Source organism: Streptomyces sp. 5-10 (assembly GCF_014712245.1).
Taxonomy (GTDB): Bacteria; Actinomycetota; Actinomycetes; order Streptomycetales; family Streptomycetaceae; genus Streptomyces; species Streptomyces violaceusniger.
The window spans coordinates 35,211-54,802 of sequence record NZ_JACVYG010000004.1 but is presented as its reverse complement, the minus strand read 5'-3'; the positions used below and the strand labels follow the sequence as shown (position 1 = coordinate 54,802).

14 protein-coding genes are annotated in these 19,592 nt (G+C 69.8%); 3 read left to right on the top strand and 11 right to left on the bottom strand.

What is annotated here, in order from left to right:
* Positions 1-4: 4 nt before the first annotated feature.
* The 6 genes from IEJ02_RS06430 to IEJ02_RS50305 all read right to left on the bottom strand — a co-directional run bounded on the left by IEJ02_RS06430 (position 5) and on the right by IEJ02_RS50305 (position 14,270).
* Positions 5-1,369 carry an SGNH/GDSL hydrolase family protein gene (locus IEJ02_RS06430; protein ID WP_223863481.1) on the bottom strand — a complete coding sequence of 455 codons (1,365 nt, stop codon included), beginning with the start codon at positions 1,367-1,369 and terminating at the stop codon, positions 5-7.
* 325 nt (positions 1,370-1,694) lie between these two features.
* The gene (locus IEJ02_RS06425) at positions 1,695-5,444 is read right to left on the bottom strand and encodes a beta-galactosidase (protein ID WP_191063825.1); all 3,750 of its coding nucleotides are present in this window, start codon (positions 5,442-5,444) and stop codon (positions 1,695-1,697) included.
* Positions 5,441-9,082 carry a beta-galactosidase gene (locus tag IEJ02_RS06420; protein WP_223863480.1) on the bottom strand — a complete coding sequence of 1,214 codons (3,642 nt, stop codon included), beginning with the start codon at positions 9,080-9,082 and terminating at the stop codon, positions 5,441-5,443. Before IEJ02_RS06420 ends, IEJ02_RS06425 begins: the two co-directional genes overlap by 4 nt.
* Positions 9,079-10,947: a DUF4091 domain-containing protein gene (locus IEJ02_RS06415; protein ID WP_191063824.1), complete on the bottom strand. Its 1,869-nt coding sequence runs from the start codon at positions 10,945-10,947 to the stop codon at positions 9,079-9,081. Before IEJ02_RS06415 ends, IEJ02_RS06420 begins: the two co-directional genes overlap by 4 nt.
* A 42-nt stretch (positions 10,948-10,989) precedes the next feature.
* The gene (locus IEJ02_RS06410; RefSeq protein WP_191063823.1) at positions 10,990-13,692 is read right to left on the bottom strand and encodes a TIM-barrel domain-containing protein; all 2,703 of its coding nucleotides are present in this window, start codon (positions 13,690-13,692) and stop codon (positions 10,990-10,992) included.
* A 227-nt stretch (positions 13,693-13,919) separates the two neighbouring features.
* A complete protein-coding gene (locus IEJ02_RS50305; RefSeq protein WP_370466997.1) occupies positions 13,920-14,270 on the bottom strand; it encodes a hypothetical protein in 351 nt (116 codons plus the stop codon).
* 315 nt (positions 14,271-14,585) lie between these two features.
* On the opposite strand from IEJ02_RS50305, the gene IEJ02_RS06400 reads away from it, so the two are divergent.
* Together IEJ02_RS06400 and IEJ02_RS06395 are read left to right on the top strand one after the other, a co-directional pair.
* Positions 14,586-14,960 (top strand): hypothetical protein, encoded by a 375-nt coding sequence (locus IEJ02_RS06400; RefSeq protein ID WP_191063822.1) that lies wholly within the window; start codon positions 14,586-14,588, stop codon positions 14,958-14,960.
* 552 nt (positions 14,961-15,512) lie between these two features.
* A complete protein-coding gene (locus IEJ02_RS06395; protein ID WP_191063821.1) occupies positions 15,513-15,875 on the top strand; it encodes a hypothetical protein in 363 nt (120 codons plus the stop codon).
* 100 nt (positions 15,876-15,975) lie between these two features.
* On the opposite strand, the gene IEJ02_RS06390 is transcribed toward IEJ02_RS06395, so the two are convergent.
* Entirely contained in the window at positions 15,976-16,314 is a 339-nt protein-coding gene (locus IEJ02_RS06390; RefSeq protein ID WP_223863479.1) for a Clp protease N-terminal domain-containing protein, read from the bottom strand.
* A gap of 64 nt (positions 16,315-16,378) precedes the next feature.
* Positions 16,379-17,503 (bottom strand): saccharopine dehydrogenase family protein, encoded by a 1,125-nt coding sequence (locus IEJ02_RS06385; RefSeq protein ID WP_191063820.1) that lies wholly within the window; start codon positions 17,501-17,503, stop codon positions 16,379-16,381.
* A gap of 125 nt (positions 17,504-17,628) precedes the next feature.
* On the opposite strand from IEJ02_RS06385, the gene IEJ02_RS06380 reads away from it, so the two are divergent.
* On the top strand, positions 17,629-18,195 hold the full coding sequence (locus IEJ02_RS06380; protein WP_191063819.1) for a TetR/AcrR family transcriptional regulator: 567 nt from the start codon (positions 17,629-17,631) through the stop codon (positions 18,193-18,195).
* Positions 18,196-18,288: 93 nt separating this feature from the next.
* On the opposite strand, the gene IEJ02_RS50300 is transcribed toward IEJ02_RS06380, so the two are convergent.
* The 3 genes from IEJ02_RS50300 to IEJ02_RS06365 form a co-directional block, all read right to left on the bottom strand.
* Complete coding sequence (locus tag IEJ02_RS50300; protein WP_317985737.1) at positions 18,289-18,432, bottom strand: hypothetical protein; 144 nt, start codon at positions 18,430-18,432, stop codon at positions 18,289-18,291.
* 175 nt (positions 18,433-18,607) lie between these two features.
* Complete coding sequence (locus IEJ02_RS06370; protein WP_223863478.1) at positions 18,608-18,952, bottom strand: DUF6247 family protein; 345 nt, start codon at positions 18,950-18,952, stop codon at positions 18,608-18,610.
* 26 nt (positions 18,953-18,978) lie between these two features.
* Entirely contained in the window at positions 18,979-19,401 is a 423-nt protein-coding gene (locus IEJ02_RS06365) for a hypothetical protein (RefSeq protein WP_162002105.1), read from the bottom strand.
* Positions 19,402-19,592 lie beyond the last annotated feature (191 nt).

The following is a 19,592-nucleotide window of genomic DNA, read 5'->3' as shown; positions in this document are numbered from 1 at the left end:
GCCTCTATTCGGCGACGGTGAAGGAGTCGAAGACAGCTGCGGCGGTCCGGCCCGGATCGTTGAGGTCGACGGCGCCGGCGACCAGGCCCGCGGCGCCGCTGCCGCTCGTGGGCCCGGTGTTGGTGACGGTCGTCGTCACCTGCGCGGCCTGACCGGCCGGCAGGCTCGGCCGGTACGGGGTCAGCCGGACGCGGGCCGCGGGGCAGTCGCGGGCCACGCCGAGGGCGGCCAGGTCGACCGCGTCGGCGAGCGCCTTCATCCCGGTGTCGTTGGGATGCAGATGGTCGCCCGAGTCGAACGCGGCGGCGTACCGGGTGGGGTCGTCCGGGTCGCGGACCGCCCTGTCGAAGTCGGCGTACCCGTCGAAGACGCCGCCGGAGTCGCGGACGAACGCGTTGACCCGCTGCCGGTCGGCCTCCTTGGCCTCGGTCCACCAGTCGCCCCACCCCCGGTACGGGACCACGGTCGCGCCGATCACCCGCAGCCCGCGGGCGTGGGCCCGCCGCGCGATCTGCCGCATGCCGTCGATCACCTGGCCGCCGGTGGCGCCGCCCCAGCTGAGGTCGTTCACGCCCTCGAAAAGGATCAGCGTCCGGGCGTTCGGCTGGGACAGCACATCGCGCTCCAGCCGGTCCAGCGCCGACGGGTTGCCGTCGGTTCCGGCGGTGATCCGGTTGCCGCTGATGCCCTCGTTGAGCACCCCGGGGGTGGACGAGCAGGCCGAAAGCCGGGCCGCCAGGTAGTCGGGCCAGCGCCGGTTGGCGTTCGCCGTGGACGACGCCCCGTCGGTGATGGAGTCGCCGAGCGCCACCACGGCGCCCCTCGCGTCACCGCCCCGAACGTCGACGCCGGTCAGGAACGGGAAGGTGGAGTCGGTCCGGGTGAAGGCGTCGCCGTCGGCGTCCGAGGCGTGGTCGCCACCGCCGTCGGGCGTCCAGTAGACGGTCTGGAGGCCCATCCAGTGCTGGCTGATGTGGGTGAGCCGGCCCGGGAAGTACAGGCTGACCACCAGGTCGGTACGGGCGGGCACCGCGAGCCGGACGGGGTCGCTGACCGCCTGCTCGCCCGCCGCGATCGTCACCTCCCTCTTCCCGTCGAACCGCAGGTCATACGGGTGCCGCACGGCCGAACCGCTGCCGCGCGGCCCCACGGTGGCGTGACCGATCGTCACCGGCTGGTCGGTAAAACCGTTGGCCAGCCGGATCCGCGCGCTTGACCCGCCGGCGCTGACGCGCACCGGTATGCGTACGGTCACCTCCGAGGTGCCGGGGTCGTACGAGGCGTGCTGCGCGGTGGCCCACGTCCCCGTCCACGCCGACTGCCCGGCCTCGGCGGGCGCTGCCTGCCCGGCCTCGGCGGGCGCTGCCATGAGGAGCGCTGCCAGGGTGGCCGCCAAGCCCGCGGCCAAGGCGGCGAAGCCGCGGTGTCCGAGCCCTTTGAACACCTCGCGCCCTCTGAATACTCCGAGCCGTCCGAACACTCCAAGCACGGGTCCTCCTCAGGAACGGTTCCTACCGCGCCGCGTCGGCATGGTGGAGTGCCTTGAGCGCCTTGGCGGCGCGGTTATCGGCCCGGCCGTCATCAGCCCGGCCGTTGTCGGCCCGGATTCGGCGGCTGCCGGGCCGCGCCGAGCAGCGGGGCGGCCAGGGTCGGCGCCGCCGCGACGCGGCGGAGGGTTCCTCTCCCGCTGGGCATCAGGCACCCCCGCCGCAGATGAGTTTGGCGTCGGCCCAGTCGGCGTGGTCGAGGGCGTTGCCGTCCCCGGCGTCCGAGACGACGAGTTCGAGCCGGCGCGCGCCTGCCACGTCGACGTCGATCTCCTTCGTCGCGGTGTCCCGGTCGACGGTGCCGCTCTCGTAGACGGGCGTTCCGTCGGCGAGGACGGTGTAGGTGACGGTGGCCGGGCCGTCGGACCGGCCATAGGTCTCCTGGTCGAGGCCGAGGGCCGCGTGGAAGCTGGCGCAGGTGCCGCCGAGCCACACCTGGACGCTGCTGGCGGCGTGCGTACCGAGGCCCTTCGCGTAGCCGGTGTCGTGCAGGCTGAGCGGCCGGCCGTCGCCTCCGGCGTTCTCTCCGACGGACTGGTCGCGTTCGACCGGGCCCCAGCCATTGCTGCTGGACTGGAACGGCAGATCGCTGACGTAGTGTTCGCCGGCCGTGAGCGGCGGTGGCTGCGCCGCCACCATCTCCTCCCCGGCCACCCTGCCAGGTTTGCCGCGCCGGGTGAATTCGGCGGTGGCGCCGACGATGGCGACAGTGCCGGTCTTCTGGGCCGATGGCACGGAGATGGTCCATTCCGCGGTCGCCGAGGCACCGGGTTCGAGGGTGCCGAGCCGGACCGGGCCGGCCGGGGTCGCGGTCCAGCCGTCCGGCAGGTCCGGGCTCAGGGTGAGGTCGCGGAGCGGCTTGCCCTCGTCCGGCACCGAGACCGCGGCCGTCACCCGGTAGCTGCCGTCCGGCTCGACGGTGTCGGGGGCGTCGACGGTCACCCGTGCCCGGGTGGCCGGGTCGGCGTAGGTGGTGGCGTCGTAGGCCGGAGCGGCCACATCGGAGACCCGCAGCGGGGAGGCGACATTGCCGAGGGTGGTGAGACCCACCTTTCCGAGGCCGCCGCTCGTGGCGTCCTCGCTCCACGAGGCGATGGCGATGGTGTTCTTGCCTTCGGCGCGGAGGATGCCGCGTGGCAGGGGGAAGGTGTGCTGGGGGCCGGTGTCGTTGATGTACTGGCCCATCAGCCAGCCGTTGACATAGATGAGGGCGCGGTAGTCACGGTCGGGGGTATCGGCGATGGTGAGACCGACGGAGACGTCCTGGCCCCTGGGCAGCCGGGGGGTGAAGGTGGTGCGGTACCAGGTGATGCCGGGGGCGTTGCCGGAGGCCGGAAGTGTGGCGTCGGCCCAGGAGTGGTCCGGGTAGCCGGGCAGTGTCCAGCCCGCCCGCTCGCCGTGGAGACCGCCGTTGTTCATGTGCCCGCGCACGGTGTCGACGGGCTTCTCGCCGCCCCGGGCGCCCTGGATGCGCCAGGTGATCTGTGCGTCGGACCCGGCGAGATACGCGGTGGTCAGCCCGCGCGGCTGCTTGTGGTCGTCGCTGTTCCAGGTGAAGTCCTCGTTGTGGCCCATGGTGCCGACCAGGACGGAGATCACGTTGTCCTCGCCCTTGCGCAGCAGACCGTCGGCGATGGGGAAGGTGCGGCGGCCGGTCTTGCTGGTCCCGGCGAACTCTCCGTTGATCCACACCGAGTACGCGCCCACCGCCCCGGACGAGGTATCGGGGTTGGTGGCGTTCGCGGCGAGGGACAGGGACTTCTCGGTGCCGGTGGCCTTGAAGCGGCCGCGGTACCACACGTGGCCGTAGTGGTAGCCGTACTCGTCCTGGTACAGCACCGGCAGGGTGCCGGGCGCGGTGGGGTTGTCGGTGGTCAGTGCGTCGGCGTAGGTCCACGACGAGTCGTCGAAGTCAGGGTCGGCCTCGGGAGTTCCGGCGGATGTCTTCCAGCCGGTCAGCTCGGGCAGGGTGACGTCCTTCGGACCGGGCACCGCGCCGAGCAGGCTGCCGGACGCGGTCGGCTTCACCTTCAGGGGGAGGCCGTTCCAGGTGACGCTCCGCACGCCGGGCGGTGCGAAGACCTCCAGTGGCCCCGTCTTCCGCGCGTCCCCGGTGAGCGCGAGCGTCGGGCCGGTGACGGATGCCGTACGGACCAGCTCGGTGCCGCGTTCCAGCACCGGACCGGCCTTCGTGTCCTGCCGCCAGAAACCGGCGGCCTGGTCGTCGGTGCCGATGAGCAGCAGCAGATCGGGGCGGCCGCCGCCCTGGACGAGGACCCGCGTGAGACCGGAGTGGGTGTAGTCCAGCTTCAGGTCGCCGCGCTCAGCGTCCCAGGTGGCGTCGGCCTTGCCGTCGATCACGGTGACCTCGGGCTTGGTGGAGTAACGCAGCACGGTCTGCCCCGGGTCGCCTTCGCCGCCGTACAGCACGGCTTGTGTGCGGTCACCGGTCCGGGCGCTGGTCAGCAGCTCGCTGGTGGAGTAGACCAGCCGCTGCCGGCCGCCGAGGTCATGGCCGGCGACGAGGATCTTGCCGGTCTTGCCGTTCAGCCGCGCGGTGACCGGATAGGTGCCGTCCGGGGTCTTCCAGTCGAAGGTCGTGGTGGCGTCGGCGCCGGACATCGGGTCGCCGTGCCGGAGGTAGAGGAACTGGGTGGCGGTGTCCGGGTTGGCGCGGGCCTCGATGTGCACGGCCTCGTTGGACGAGGCGGGCGCGTCGGCCGGATCGGTCGCGGTGAGCGGGCCCGTGGTGGTGTAGAAGAGGCCCTGCCGCTTCATCTCGTCGTAGTCGGCGCCGGTCTGGCGCGGCTCGCTGATCGGCGCGCCGTAGTCGTAGGAGGTGTAGACCTGTCGTGGGTCGGCGAGCCAGCCCCAGTTGGTGCCGCCGTAGGTCATGTAGAGGTTCTCGATGGTCGTGCCCCGCATGACCTCGTGCTTGTTGACGATCTTCTGGTAGGCGGGGCCCATCTTCTCCCGGCACTTCTCGTAGCCGGTGTCGCCCCAGGTCTGGAACCAGCCGGTGCCCGCCTCGAAGATCGCCAGCGGTGCGTCGTCCTGCTGCCGTTTGAGGGTGGGCAGCCACCACTCGCCCTTGCAGAAGGAGTTGTACTGGTCCAGTTCGCCGACGAAGTCCAGTCCCTCGCCGCCCGCGTACTGCGGCATCGGCTCGTTGCCGACGAGGGGCACGGTGATGCCGTCGGCCCGCGCCTGCTTGCTCAGCTCGACGATGTAGTCCCGGCCGTCCGGGTCGTACAGCTCGTTCTCGACCTGGTAGAGCAGCACCGGTCCGGTGCCGTCGGTGACCTGGCGGCGAGCGAGGATCCGGTCGATCTTCCGTAGCCATTCGCGGGCGGCGGAGAGGTATTCGGGGTCGGTGGAGCGGGCCCGTCCCTTCTGGGTGACCAGCCAGCCGGGAAAGCCTCCGCCGTCCGTCTCGGCGTTGATGTACGGTCCTGGTCGGGCGATGACGTAGAGCCCGGCCTCCTCGGCCATGTCGAGGAGTTTGCCGACGTCACGGACGCCGGTGAAGTCGTAGCGGCCCTTGGCGGGAGAGTGGTAGGCCCAGTCGAAGTAGATCGAGACGGCGTTCATGCCGCTTGCCTTGATCTTCTGAAGCACGTCACGCCACAGGTCCGGGCTGGGGAGCCGCCAGTAGTGGAACTCTCCGGACCATACGAAGAGTCGCCGGCCATCGACTTTGACGGAGTATTTGTCGTAACTGACCGTATGAGGCGTGGCCTTGGTGGCTTCGGCGGCTGTGCCCGTGGCGTGGGCGGGCACCGCCGCGGACAGCGCCGCGAGCAGCACGGCGGCCAGCGCTCCGGCCAGCGCGGACCGCAGCCGTCGACCGGGGGCGGAGAGGGGCGGGGAGGACAACCGGAAACGGACGGGGTTCATGAGGTGCCTCCCCCGCAGGTCAGCTTGGCGTCGGCCCAGTCGGCGTGGTCGGTGGAGACGTCGCCGTCGCCGTCGACCAGCAGGTCCAGCCAGCGGGCGCCGGTCACGTCCACGTCGACGGCGGCGGCGCCACCGGAGCCGTACAGCACCGGGCTGGTGAAGAGCGAGCGGCCGTCGGCGATCACCTGGAAGGAGACGCTGCCGTTGTCGCCGACCTCGTCGTCCACCCCGGCGGTGGCGGTGAACCGGGTGCAGCCGCCCCCGAGGTAGACCCGGATCTGGCTGTTCGCGTGTACACCCAGGCCCTTGGCATACGTGGTGCCGTCGATCGCGAGCGGCCGCCCGTCGCCCGCCGCGGACTCGCCGTTGGAGGTGTCCTTCTCGACCGGGCCCCAGCCGTTGACCGCCTTGACCAGGGTCAAGTCGCTGACGTAGTCGTCGGCGGACAGCCCCGGCGGGGGCACCTGTACGGCCCGCTCACCGGTGACGGTGCCTGGATGGCCGGTCTGCGTCAGCTCCGCGGTCGCGGACAGCACGGCGTAGCGGACCGGGTCGCCGGGCGGCGTGACGGTATAGGACGCGGTCACCCTGTCGCCTGGCCGGACCCGGTCGAAACGGGTGGTGTCGTCGGTGATCGCGGTCCAGCCGTCCGGCACCGTCAGCGCCAGCTCGACGTTCCGGGCGGTCGGCGCGTCCTTCGGCACGGTGAGCGTGACGGGGACCTCGGTGGCCGTGCCGAGCTTAAGGAACGGCTCGGCGCCGACGGTGACCCGGGCGCCCGGCGTCGGGATGGCGTAGGTCTTGGCGTCGTAGGAGGGCGCGTCCACCGTACGGATCTTGATCCCGCCCGCCGACGCGCCGAGGTCGACGAGGGTCGCGGAGCCGGGACCGGAAGCCTTGTCGGTGGACCAGACGGCCAGGGCGACGGTGTTGCCGCCCCGCTCGCGCAGGATGCCCTTGGGGATGACGAAGCGCCTCTGGGGTCCGGTGTCGGCCAGGTAGCGGCCGATCAGCCAGCCGTTGACGAAGATCTGGGCGCGGTAGTCGGTCCTGCCGCCCTTGGGTTCGGCGAGCTCCAGCGCGATCGCGTTGTCCTGGCCCCGCGGCAGGTCGAGCCTGGCGGTGGTGCGGTACCAGCGGACGCCGGGCCCGGTCTTCCCGGTCTGCCCGGCCAGGGTGGTGCGACTCCAGCCGTTGTCGGGATAACCCGGCAGCGACCAGCCGGCCCGCTCCCCGTACAGCCCGCCGTTGTTGTACGGGCCCCGCGCGGTGTCGACCGGGTTCTCGCCGCCCCGGCTGCCCTGGATCCTCCACGTGAGGGTGGTGGCTCCACCGATCACCTCGGCACCGAGCAGGCCGCGCGGTTCCTTGGAGTAGTCGTGGCCCCATTCCTCGTTGTGGCCCGCGTTCTCGACGAGGACGGAGAGCACGTTGTCGCCTTTCGCCTCGAGCGTGCCCGCCGGGATGTCGAAGGTGTGCGCGCCGTCGCCGGAACTGCCGAGGTAGCTGCCGTTCAGCCAGACCGCGTACTGGCCGGTCGGTCCGGTGTTGGCGTTCAACGCGATCGCGGCCGGCTTACCCGTGGTCGTGAACCGGCCGCGGTACCACACGCCGCCGTGGTGGTAGCCGTACTCGTCCATCGCGAGGACGGGCAGTGACCCGTCCAGTTCGGGGTTGTTGGCGCTGAGCCTCGCGGCGGTGGTCCAGGTGGAGTCGTCGAAGCGCGGGGCGGCCTCGGGTGCTTCCTCCTTGTACTTCCACGTCGTCAGCTCGGGCAGCTCGATGGGGCGAGGCGCCGGTGTGACGGCGGTCGCGCGGCCGTTCCACGTCACCTTGGTGGCGTCCGCGATGACCTCGATCTTCGTGGAATCGGTGGAGTCGCCGGTCAACTTCAGCGTGCCGCCGTCCAGTTCGGCCGTGCGGACGAGGGACGGGCCACGCACGAGGACCGGGCCGGCGGCGGTGTCCCGCCGCCACCAGTGGGCGGTCTCGGCGGTGTCGGCGATCAGCAGGTCCAGGCCGTTCACCCGCACGCGGGCCAGCCCGTCGTGGGTGTAGTTCAGCCGCAGATCGCCGCGTTCGGCATCCCAGGCGGTGGTCACCTCGCCGTCGAGCACGGTGACCTCGGGCCGCTTCTCGTACCGCAGAACGGTCTCACCGCCCTCGCCCTCGCGGCCGTACAGCAGCGCCACGTCACGGTCGCCGACGCGCGCGTGCGTCATGATCTCCGAGGTGGAGTAGACGAGCCGCTGGTCGCCCAGGTCGTAGCCCGCGACGAGGAGTTTGGCGTCCCGGCCGTCGACGGCGATCGTGCCCCGCTGCGGCACGCGCGGATAGTCACCGTCCGCGCCGGTCAGGGACAGAGTGGTCGCGTCCTTGTCCTTCACCCGGGTGTCGGCGTGCCGGACGGTGAAGAACTGTGTGCCGTCGTCGGGGTTGACCCGGCGGTCGACGCGCAGTGCCTCATCGGAAGGGGTGGGTGCTTCGGCCTTGTCGGTCCGCGCCAGCGAGCGGACCGAGTTGACGAAGTACCCGAGGCGCTTGAACTCCTGGTACTTGTCGGTCAGCTGCCGGGACTCGTTGATCGGAGCCCCGTAGTCGTAGGAGGTGTACACCGCGTTCGGATCGGCGAGCCAGCCCCAGTTCGTACCTCCGTACGTCATGTAGAAGGACTGGCCGCTCACCCCGGCGGCGATGTTCATCTTGCTGAACACCCGGGTGAAGTCGGTGCCGGTGAGCCGCGCGCAGTCCCGGTATCCGGTGCCGCCCCAGGGGTCGAAGGCGCCCCCCTGCGCCTCCGGGATGATCAGCGGGGACTCGGGTTTCCAGTCGTTCACATAGGAGTAGTCCGGCAGGTTCTTCCAGGCGTCGGGCTTCGAGCAGTCGAAACCCTGCGGGTAGGCGTCGAAGCCGTAGATGTCGGGGGCGCCCTTGCCGCTCACCCAGTTCTTGTTGGCGCCGCCGTCGTTGACGAAGGTGGGCACATCGATGCCGTCTCTCTTCGCCCAGTCGATCAGCGTCTGCATGTAGTCGGCGTCGTGGCGGCCGCCCTGGTACTCGTTCTCGACCTGGTAGAGGATCACCGTGCCGGTGCCCCGGGTGAGCTGGTGGCGGGCGATGACGCGGTTGATCCGGCTCATCCACTCGCGCGCGTCGTCGAGGTAACCGGTCTCGGAGGTGCGGTTCACGCCCCCTCTCGTCTTCCGCCAGGCGGGGAAACCGCCGCCGGAGACCTCGGCGTTGATGTACGGGCCGGGGCGGGCGATGACGTACAGACCGGCGCGCTCGGCCTCGTCCAGCAGCCGCTCCACATCACGGATGCCGGTGAAGTCGTAGGAGCCGGGCTTGGCCGAGTGGTACCCCCAGTCGAAGTACAGCGAGACCGCGTTGAATCCGCCCGCCTTGATCTTCTGGAGTACGTCACGCCACGCGTCGGGGCTGGGCAGTCGGAAGTAGTGGAACTCGGCGCCCCAGACGTACAGGGGCTTGCCGTCGATCTTCACCGAGTAATGGTCGTAGGTGACCGTGTGCGCCTGCGCCCGCGGCCTCGCCTGGGCGGGTGTCGCGGCGCCCGGACCGGTCAGGGGAATGACGGCCAGCAGCGCGGCGAGCAGCAGGGAGCGCCATCGCCCTCTCATGACGTCAGCCCCTTCACCACGGCGGCCCGCGCGGTCTCGATGTCGGTGACGTCCTTCGTACGGCCGTCGAGGTTCCGGGTCGCCGTGGCGAGGGCCTCGGCCAGGGCGTCGCTGTCGGCGTCGCCGGCCTCCTTCTTCCTCAGCTGGGCGATGAGTTCGTAGTCCTCGATGCCCTCCTTCAACTGCTCCCAGCGGATGCTGGACATCGGCCCGTCCTTCCCCGGATAGACCAGGTATTCGTCGCCCTGGGTGAAGATGTGCACCGGCTGGGTGAAGGGGTCGCGCGTCCAGCTGTTGTACGACCAGCGCAGAAACCCGTCGAGATTCCGCTGGGCGGAGATCCACGGCAGCATGCGTGACTCGACGGCGGGAGAGTACGCCAGGGTGTTGGGATGAGCCGGTGAGCCGTACACGTAGAAGGTGGTGATCTTTCCGGCCGCGCGCCGCTCCGCCGCCTTCTCCTTCGTCATCGCGCCGATGCCGCCCCAGTCGACGGACAGGTTCGAGGCGACGCCCTCCGTGCTGATCGACCCGGCGACGGAAATCCGGTCGTCGAAGACCGGCGCGACCTCGTGGACGAAGTCCTTGACGACCCTCATGGTGTCGATCGGGCGTTCGTCGAAGGACAGCCAGGTGTCCTCCAGCCAGCCCTTCGCCTTCAGGTGCTGCTCGAAGGCGGACAGAAACGCCCCCCACGCCTCCCGCCAGCGGTCCCCGCCCAGATCGACGTTCTCGTAGACGGTCTTGCCGGTACGGGTGTCCGTGTAGGTGAGGTGCTCCTTGTCCTGGAACGCCAGCATGGAGAAGGCGCCGATGTCGGGCCCGAGCCCGGCGCGTCTGGCGGTCCGGACGTAACGGTCCCAGCGGGCGAAGTCGAAGGAGAAGGTCTTCCCGTTCCAGGTCCAGCCGACCATGCTGGAGTACGGCGTGGCCGTCTGCGACTCCCGGGTGCCCAGCGACCACTGATGGTGCCAGGGGTTGTCGACGACGGTGGTGTTGATGACCTTCTGACCGCGGGTGGCCAGGTCGCGGTTGTAGGCTTCGATCAGCTTCCAGTGCTGGTCGGACCAGAGCTTCACGCCGTGTGCCTGCGCGATGGTCTCCGGCTGGGCCCATACGTCGAGGAAGAAGCCGTAGTCATCGGAGTCGGGCGCGCTCGCGTCCGCGACCTCGATGGTCAGCGGGTAGCTGGTCTGGGTGCGGCCGTCGGCGTCGATCTTCACGGTGCCCCGGTAGGTCCCGGGCCTGGCCTTCTTGGGGATGTGGAAGGTGAACCACAGCGGCTGCGCCGCGTACGCGGGCACGTCCACGGAGGACCGCTCTTCGAGGGGGTCGCCGACCACATCGGGGTTGCGGTCACCCGAGACCTCCTTGCCGGAGCTGACCTGGTCGATGGTGGCGGACCAGTCGACCTCGCTTTTGGAGCGCTGAACGGGCACGTACTTCACGAACCGGACCCGGGTGTCGTCGCCGGACAGCTTCGCCCCGCCGGGTCCGGTGAGATCGCCGACCACGGCCTTGACGTTGCCGAGATCGTGGCCGGACGCGATCGCCAGTTGCGCCGAGACCTGCTCGTTGCGCACGGCGGAGAGAGCCAGTTCCTTGGTGTCCTTGCCCTGGATGGCGGTCATCGGGTAACGCGGGACCCGCTCCTCCGCGGAGCCGGCGAAGGATCCGGTGGGTACCCAGGTGATGGTGTCCCTGGTGCCCATGGCATCGGCGACCTTGACGGTCAGCCAGGTGGTGGTGGCCTTGGAATCGGGGCCGGTATCGGTGTTCGTGCCGGTGACGGCGATCGCGGTGGTGCTCGCGGCCACTACGACGCCCGCGACGAAGCCGGCCAGGAGCGAGGACGTACGTCCCATGGGTCGGTGTTCCCTCTCTCACGGAGGTGCACGGTGGCGTCGTCAGGAGGTGACGGAGAATCCGCTGAAGACGGCCTCGATGTTCTTGCCGGGATAGCCGATGTTGGCGGCGCTGGCGACCATCCCGGCGTCACCGGTGCCGGCGGCCGAGGGCACGTCGGCGGTGCCGACCCTCGACCAGGTCTCGCCGTCCTGGCCGGATAGGTCCTGACCGCCGGCCCGGATGGCGAACTGGTCCCCGGCTTGAGCGTATCGGGCGTCATCGGTGGTGGCGGTCGTCCGATACGCGGCCGTCACGCTGCCCGGGGTCGGCTCGGTTTCCACCCGTACCGTGTCGGAGGCCTCCTGGGCCCGGTCGTACGTCACCGACGCGGTGAGATCGTGACCGCCCCACTTCGCGTCGGCGGCCGGAGTCACCGCCCGGGTGGTGGTGAGCGTTCCGCCGGCCTTGAGGGACTGCGCGGTGGTGGGACCGGCCGCGGTGGCGGTCCAGCCGTCGGGGAGGTCCAGGGCCGCGCTGACGTTCCTGATGGCCCTGGTGGACCAGTTGGTGGCCTCGGTGGTCACCTCGAAGGGCGTGCCGGAGCCGGTGGCCGGGGCGTCCGGACTGATCAGGACGGAGGCAGCCGAGACGTCGTCGCGCTTCAGCGCCTTGATGGCCTTGGCGGCACCCTTCGCTTCGAGGTTGACGAACGCCGGGGTGACGCCGAGCGGTGCCGCGTACCCCTTGAGGGTCTTGGGGCCATGGATCACCGTCCCCTGGTTGACGTCGTACCAGATGCCGGACGGCAGGTGGACGGTCCGGGTGGCGCCTGCACTCAGCTTGGGCGCGGCGAGCACGGCCGGGCCGAGCATCCACTCGTCGGTGACGGTGTAGCTCTCCTTGTCCTTCGGGAAGTCGAAGAACAGGGGCCGCATGATCGGGTCGCCGGTCTTCAGGGTGGACTGGACCTGGTCCCAGATGTACGGGGCGAGCTTCTTGTGGGTCTCGATCGCCTGCCGGTAGAGGTCGACCGTCTCCTGGTCGTAGTCCACCTTCTGCCCGGTGGTGGTGTCATAGGTGTCCACCGGTGATGTCGAGGAGTACATCAGCGGCATCAGGGAGGCGGACTGCGCCCATCGCACCAGTACGTTCTTCGACGGCGCGGGCTGGCCGCCGGAGCCACCGATCATGTCGGACTCGACGAACGGGTAGCCGATGGTGGAGATCGCCAGGTTCTGGGTGGCGGAGGCGCGCAGCGACTCCCAGCCGGTGCCCTTGTCGACCTGGCGGGTGACGAAGCCGGCCTTGTGGGCCGTCTCGTTCCAGTGCACCCGGATGCCCGCGCCCTGGAGGTCGAACTCGTCGGCGAGCTGTGTGCCGAGCTTCTGATAGTCGGTGGCCTGGTGGCCTTCGCGGGGGGCGCACTTCTCGTCGAAGAAGCGGGTGTCGAACTTCAGCCCGTCGATGTCGTAGTCGCTCATGAGCTTCTTGACATTGCCCACGTACCAGGCCCTGGCGTCGGGGTTCGCCAGGTCGATGATTCCGGCCTGGCCGTTCCACCAGGTCACTTGGCAGGGCTTGCCGGTGTCCTTGGCGTCCATGAGCAGATAGCCGTTGTCGACCGCGTGCTGGTAGTTGGCCGAGTCCAGATTGATCCACAGGGTGACCCAGAGGCCGAAGTCGAACCCCATGTCATGGATCTTCTTCGACATGCCCTTGGGATCGGGGAAGGTCTTGGGGTCCCAGGTCAGATTGCCGTAGTTCGACTCCCACTTGTCGTCGAGCTGGATGGTGTGTCCGTCAAGGCCGTTGTCGTGGAGGTCGGTGGCATAGTCGAGCAGTTTCTCCTGGTCGACCTTTGTGTAGAACTGTGCCCAGGAATTCCACAGGGGCTTGGCGTACTGCTCGTACGTGGCATCGCTCTTGGCCGGCTTGCCGACGAGGCCGATGTAGTCGCGGTAGACCTCCAGCGGGGTCGACTCGACGAACACGGTGGCCTTGTAGGTGTGGGACGACTCGACGGTGAAGCGGCCGAGGCCGTCCTTGCCCCCGTTGATTGCCACGTCCATGACATCTCCAGTGTCGACCCGGAGGCCGGTCGCGGTGGAGGTGTACCAGAACGGGTCGATCATGTTGTAGGAGGCCGGGCCGAAGGTGCCGTGTTCGACCTCACCCGCGTCGAGCGGCCAGGGTTGGTCGACACCGGGGCCGCCCCGCGGGGTCTCCGCCTCGCCGTGGCCGTACCAGTGGCCCGCCGACGACAGGTCGTAGGCGAGCCCGAGCCGGTCGGGGCTTCCGCCCTCGACGTCCCAGTCCAGCTGGTAGCGGTCCGATGCGGGGGTCAGCCGCGCCGTGACGCTGGCGCCGTCGAGCGTGGTGTCGGCGGTGAGGGTGAGGACGCCGTCCTTCCATGCCCAGTCGGTGACCTCGGTCGCGTGCTGCCACTGGCCGCCGGAGCGGAATCGCAGGCCCCCCGTGTCGCCGCCCGCGGTGCTGAGCACGGTCTCTCCGGCGCGCTCGGTGGTGAGGGCGAGTTCGCCGGTGGCGATGTCGACGGTGTAGCCGGGGGTCTTTCCCGTGGCCGGCACGGACACGGTGAGGGCATCCGCGTCGTGGGCCACCTTCGGCTGGACGCCGGTGTCTGCCCGGGCCGGTGTGGTGAGGGGTTCGGTCACGGACGGTATGAGCGTCATGGCCAGCGCGGCGGCCAGGAGCATGCCGAATCTGCCGGTTTCACGTGGCCTACGGGGGTGGGTGCGCACTCGCGTCCTCCTGCGGGGCGGGGCATGGCGTCGTTGGCACACACTGCAAGATCATGTTTTTTTGTGTTCATAATCTTGCGAAAAACGTCACCTGTCAACACTCCTCGCCGCGAGTTCCCGGCCCCACCGGGCCCGTATCGGCCCCAGCGACGCCGGCATTCCCCAGGCCCACGCCCTGGTTCCCGAGGTCGCAGACCCGGAGAGCGCGGCGGTGAATTCTGCGTGAACTACGCCCGATTCCCGGGCCCGTACGGCCTCGTACGGTCCGGTTCGGTCCGGTTCGGTCCGGTGAGGCCTGTGGTGCCCGCAGGTGGCCGGCGCCCTCGAGCAGGGGCAGACCGTCCAGCCGCCGGATCGGTCCGGCGGCGCGGCTCCGGCACTCGGGGCTGACAAGAACGATGGATGTCTTTGCTCGATCCGAGCGGATTGCGAGCAGAATAAATCACTTTGGCCAGCGCCCGGTTGATGCCTGCCTCGCCCTCGCCCTGGGCCGTCGCACCGTGTCTGACGTCGATCGCGTTGATCACGGCGCCGCCATGGGTACGGGTGACCATCTGCTGGCGCGCCAACTCGTCCAGATCACGCCGGATCGTGGTGGCGGAGGCCCCCAGTGCGTCGGCGCGGCGTCACCTTGAGCGCCGGCGAAGGCGCGGGAGAATCTCTGCGATGACGAGGGAGTGCCGCCTGCGTCGCGCAGCGCTCTGGGCATCCGGAGCCTGTCCGCGGCCCTGGAGAAGGCCCAGGGACTGGAAGCCGCAGAGGATTCCGCGTACACGGCGGCGGACATCGACTCTCACCAAGGACATGCGCCGGCGTCTGGCGGACCGAGGGAGCAGCCGGAACTGCTGCCGGCCCGGGACCGGTCCCGGGTCGGCAGCGCTATCGTCCGCGAGATGACTTCCGATGAAACGCGCAGACCCCCCAAGCCGGTCGCCGCAGCAATTGTCTTTTACGCGCTGTTCGCTGCCGCCATGTTGATCTTTGCTCTCGGTATTGCGATCGCGGGCGGCGGCTGGCTGGCACTGCTTGGTCTCGTCACGCTCCTGCCGGGCTCGGTGGCTCTCGGGCTATGGCAAGGAAACCGCGGCGCCCGGGTTGTAGCGATCGCATTCGGTTTCCCGTCCATTGTGGTCTCGATCGTGATGACCCTTCTCCTTGCGGTGCCGAAGTCGTCCCGGGCTTGGTTCACCCCCGACGAGGTGGATGGGCGATTCATCGATGAGGACGGCGACGAGGAGGACGAAGAGAGGATGGCTGGCCGGGGGTGACGCGGTAATTGCTTTGGATGTCTGTTTGCGATCCCGGTGCTGATCGCAGATGTGAGGCGGGGCGAGGCCGAGATCCGGCGTCGGGACTGGTGGTCAGCAGGGTGGCCGTCGTGGTGGACAAGTGCGTGGGAGAGGACGAAGGACATGGGCCGATGGCAATGTGTGAAGGCGGGGATATCACTCCTTGGCGGTGCCGCGACGGCCGGGCGCAGAGTGCTTCTCTCGTGTTTCACTGTCGCTGCGCTGGTCGCCGTCTCGGGCTGCGAGAACTCAGGCGGCGGAAAGGCGGAGTCCGCTCCGTCCGCCCCTCCGTCGACGCGGCTCGAAACGCCGGAACCGACTACCTCGTCGAATTCGGAGGGCTCGGACACCACAAGCGACACGGACGAGGAACGGTGGTGCTACGACGGCGTACCGTACAACCCGAAGAGTCCGCCGTACTCCGGCAGGGGCCCGCACTCGGCAACCGTCGCCCGGATCGTCTCCTATGACCCCCGCGTTCAGGTCCTGGCCCCACCCGCGCCCAACCTGCCGTCGGAATGGGAACCGCATGTGAACGGTGACAGCTTCGGCAAAGTCGATCGCTCGCGAGTGCAACTTGTCATCTGTATGTTCATGCCGACTGCGAAGGCAGGTGAAGCCGGGATGAACGCTGCTCCCGTCGGAGAGTGTGAACTCAGGGACAGTTCAGATATCCCCGTAACACTTGAGGTGGTTCCGGCCTCCTACGATTTCGTGGTGTACGAGGCCAGGACCGGGAAAAAGGTCGATGAGTTCAGCCTCGACGGGGCGGCCTCCGCCGAAGCCTCGTGCCCCGGCGTTACGTTCAGTGACGGAATCAGCCCGATCGGCCAGGCCGTGAAGGACGATGCTTTGGCCGCTCGTGTCCAATCGCTTGTCGAGGACACGGTCTGACGAAGGCGCGGCGGCCCGGGGCCCCGAGCCTGCCGGCCTCGGCATAGGCACCCGCCTGGGTGGCGGGCATGGTGACGAAGCCCGATACCACAACGCCCTGTCAGTCGCCGGGAACAGCGCTCAGCGCCTCGATCAGCTGCCGGGCGCGCGTGTCCTCCGTCAGAAGGATCTCGACCAAGGGGCCAGTCGTCCCCTTCGCCCCGGTACCGCCGTCGAGGCGGACGCGTACGGCCTGCGGTGGGACGCCGCACACGCCCAGCACCTCCACCGCACGGTTGTCCTCCTCCAGCAACGCCCGCAGCAGATGAACGGCGCTGAACTTCGCCGCACCTTCCCGCCGCGCCTGTTCCATCGCCGCGGTCAGCGCCCTTGCCGCGGCCCCCGTGAAGCGGACGCCCGCCCCGGTCACCGTCGTCCCCCAGCACGTCCCGCGCGGCAACGCTCCCTTCGACGTCGTCAGGGCCGCTCCACGCGCCGACTGAGACGGCGGCCATCAGCTCTGCTCAGTCCAGTACGAAGGTGCCGCCCGCGGTTGTCGCCAGGTCGGGCCCGAAGGCGGCTGCCGGTGTCCAGGCGCCGGGGCTGCCGCCACCGCGGGCCAGCAGTTCGGTGACGGTGGCGGTGACGTCGGCCGTGAAGTCCATGCCGTCGCCGGCGCGGAGCCATCCCTCGTGCCGGGTGCCGTCCACCCACTCCACGACGGCATGCCCCCAGGAGTGCTCGCGCGGACGGGGTGCGGCCTTGATCGGGGCCCGGCCGAGCCGGTCGAGGGCGAGGCGTCGCAGCGCCGGAACGGACAGCAGGCGGCCCAGCAGCGGGAGCAGGACACGCATCAGCGGAGCGGTCGGCACGAGAGCGGAGGTAGCGGTGACGAACGGCGCTCCGCTCACCGCATGCGCCGCGACGAGCTCGCCGGACGCGACACCCGCCGACTTCGCCGACTCCCCGTCCGGGAAGGCGAGTCGCTGCACGTCCGCGCCGAGGCGCGAGGTCACCAGCCGCCCGTTCTCGTACCGCCGCCCGCCGGCGGTGAGCGCGTCCACGATGCTGGCCGCCAGGGCGGCACCGAGCACGCCCGCCTCGACGGCCACCGAGGCCACGGCGTCGACCCGCACCCGGTGCGGCGTGGGCCGCCCGTCGCACAGCTTCGCCACCACCGCCTCCGTCGCCAGCACACCGAATCCGACGCCGGTGACCAGGGTGCTGCCCACCCGCACCGCTTCGTCGTGCAGGGCGAGCAGCCCCTCCACGGCGACCACGTCGTTGGCCTGGTCGACGTAGTGGCCGCCGGGCATGCAGGCACGGGCGATCAACGGTGCCGTGGCGGCGAAAGCGCCCATCGTGTTCACCACCACGCGCGGGCGCTCCCGCACGATCTCGTCCGCGATCCGCTCGGCCGAGTCGACGACGACCACCTTCGTGTCCGCGGGCAGACCGGCTTCGGCCCCGGCGGCGACCATCCGCTCCCGGCTGCGCCCGACCGGCACGACCGTCAGCCCCCGGGCGGCCAGTCGCGCGGTCACACCTCGGCCGACACGGCCGGTGGCCCCGACGATCCACACCTCGTCGTTCGCCCTGCTCTCGCCAGCCGTCCCGCTGGTCTCGCTGGTCTCGCTGGTCTCGGTCATGTGAACGTCACCCTGTCCGCTCCGGGCCGCACCGGGGACGAGCGCCCCACAGTGATGACACAGTGTGCCATGAGTGCAGGCTAGCACCGATGACACAGTGGGACATCACCTGTTACCGTCGGCCCATGGCGAGATGGGATCCAGGCGCCGAAGAGCGCCTGAAGCGGGCGGCTCTGGAGCTGTATCTGGAGCGCGGCTACGACAACGTGACGGTGACCCATATCGCCGAGCGGGCCGGACTCACCCGGCGCTCCTACTTCCGCTACTTCCCCGACAAGCGCGAGGTCCTCTTCGCCGGCTCGGAGCGCCTGCCCCCGGCGCTGGCGGAGGCGGTTCTGGCGGCGGACCCGAACGCGGCTCCGTTCGCCGCCGCCCTCGACGCGCTGGCACGAGTCGGTGCCGAGCTCGTCGAGCAGGTGGACGGCGCGAAGGAGCGCCGGGCGGTGATCGACGCCAGCCCCGAGTTGCAGGAGCGCGAACGGACCAAGACCGCCGCGATCACCGCTGCGATCCGTGACGCCCTGAAGCAACGTCAGGTGAACGCCGAGACGGCCGAACTGGTCGCGCAGCTGGCCACGGTGGCCTTCCAGAACGCCTTCCGGCACTGGATCGAGGCCGAAGGGCGTGCGAGTTTCGGCAGCTGCCTGCACACGGTGACCGACGAACTGCGAGCCGCCCTCGCCGGGACGTGAGAAGTCGGACTCAAGGGATGGGCCTGACGGGATGGCGCCTCTCGACACCGGGCGGGTGCGATCGGCCGCCGGGGAGCGAGCGGTGCGATCGGCTCACTGCCAGAAGCACTCTTCGATCACGAGCTGAGGGTCGGTGGTTCTCCTGGTGAATTGGTACCGCAGCCAGCCACGTCCGTGGTCGAAGTAGAGGACGTGCTGACCGCCGGGGCGGGTGGACTGGGCCGGTTCCACGCTCATTCCGGCTGGAAGGTCCCGGTCGGTGTCGATGCCCCGAAAGTAGGGGTCGGCGGCGGTGACGAGTTCGGCGCGGGCGGCGTATACGAGAGTGCGGGCCGCTTCTGGGAGGGCGTCGCGGTCTTCCTCGGCCTTCTTGGTCCAGTCCGCTTGCCAGGGCGGCCCATGAAACCGTCGGTCACTGGCCGGGTTCCGCCTTCGCTGCCTGACGGCGAAGGTTCCCGGCTTCCTCGATGAGGGCTTTGGCGCGGCTGTAGTCGGGCTCCCGGTCGGCCTCGTCCTCCAGGGCGTGCACCTTCGCCTCCAGGCGCGGGTCGCGGGCGACGGCGTATTCGCCCCACCAGCGGGCCATGAAGGCGGGGACCGGCGCGAGGTCGTAGGCATCGGCGATGTCGCGACGCCAATGCCGGTCGAAGTCGACGAGAAGTTGCGGCGCGTGCTGGGCGATGGCGGCGCGGAGCGCTTTCGGCGTCCTGTCCGGCATGGGGGGCACGGCCCCCGAGGCGAGCGGCCCGGCGGTCATGAGCGGCATTCCTTCGGTGGTGGCGGTCAGGCTACGGACAGTGTGGAGCGCGTAGCGCCCGTGGGGTCGCCGGGGGTGCTGGTGACGGCGAGGGCATCGCGCTGGCCGGTGGTGACCATGCGGGCGTGGGTGTGGACCTCGCCTCGGGCGTAGGCGTCCAGCAGGATCTCGACGAGGGCGGACATGGACCGGACCGTGTCCTTGATGCGGCGCTCGTTGGCCGCGTGCCATACGGCATCCGTGGTGAAGATGGTGCGGCCTCGCCGGTTGCGCGCCTCAGGGTTCGGAGAGGTGCGCGGCAGCGCGAGAGTCCCGGCGGCGTAGTCGGTGAGGGCTCGGGAGGCAACCCAGATCAGGGGGAGGCCTTCGTTCCTGGCACGGTGGCCCGCGGCGTCCCATACGTTCTTGGCGATGTTCGGGGCGCGCTCTGTCTCGCCTGCTGCCGGCATGCGACGGCCCTCCTGTCGTGACGCCCGTGACCACCTTGGATCTACCTATCGAAAGGGTACTACGGATCGAACCGGTAAGTCAGCGGTGTGCCGGTCAGGCCGATGAGACGGAACCGGCTGTCGGAGGCGTGAGCTACGGTGGGCATCGTCCTTGCACCCCCTTGAGTCCCTCGGGCCGCTTCGGTCGAGTA

What these genes read in the sequence shown, in the direction of transcription:
- IEJ02_RS06430 (WP_223863481.1), bottom strand. Translation starts at nt 1,369, where the DNA reads ATGGCAGCGCCCGCCGAGGCCGGGCAGGCAGCGCCCGCCGAGGCCGGG.
- IEJ02_RS06425 (WP_191063825.1), bottom strand. Translation starts at nt 5,444, where the DNA reads ATGAACCCCGTCCGTTTCCGGTTGTCCTCCCCGCCCCTCTCCGCCCCC.
- IEJ02_RS06420 (WP_223863480.1), bottom strand. Translation starts at nt 9,082, where the DNA reads ATGAGAGGGCGATGGCGCTCCCTGCTGCTCGCCGCGCTGCTGGCCGTC.
- IEJ02_RS06415 (WP_191063824.1), bottom strand. Translation starts at nt 10,947, where the DNA reads ATGGGACGTACGTCCTCGCTCCTGGCCGGCTTCGTCGCGGGCGTCGTA.
- IEJ02_RS06400 (WP_191063822.1), top strand. Translation starts at nt 14,586, where the DNA reads ATGACTTCCGATGAAACGCGCAGACCCCCCAAGCCGGTCGCCGCAGCA.
- IEJ02_RS06385 (WP_191063820.1), bottom strand. Translation starts at nt 17,503, where the DNA reads ATGACCGAGACCAGCGAGACCAGCGAGACCAGCGGGACGGCTGGCGAG.
- IEJ02_RS06380 (WP_191063819.1), top strand. Translation starts at nt 17,629, where the DNA reads ATGGCGAGATGGGATCCAGGCGCCGAAGAGCGCCTGAAGCGGGCGGCT.
- IEJ02_RS50300 (WP_317985737.1), bottom strand. Translation starts at nt 18,432, where the DNA reads ATGAGCGTGGAACCGGCCCAGTCCACCCGCCCCGGCGGTCAGCACGTC.
- IEJ02_RS06370 (WP_223863478.1), bottom strand. Translation starts at nt 18,952, where the DNA reads ATGACCGCCGGGCCGCTCGCCTCGGGGGCCGTGCCCCCCATGCCGGAC.
- IEJ02_RS06365 (WP_162002105.1), bottom strand. Translation starts at nt 19,401, where the DNA reads ATGCCGGCAGCAGGCGAGACAGAGCGCGCCCCGAACATCGCCAAGAAC.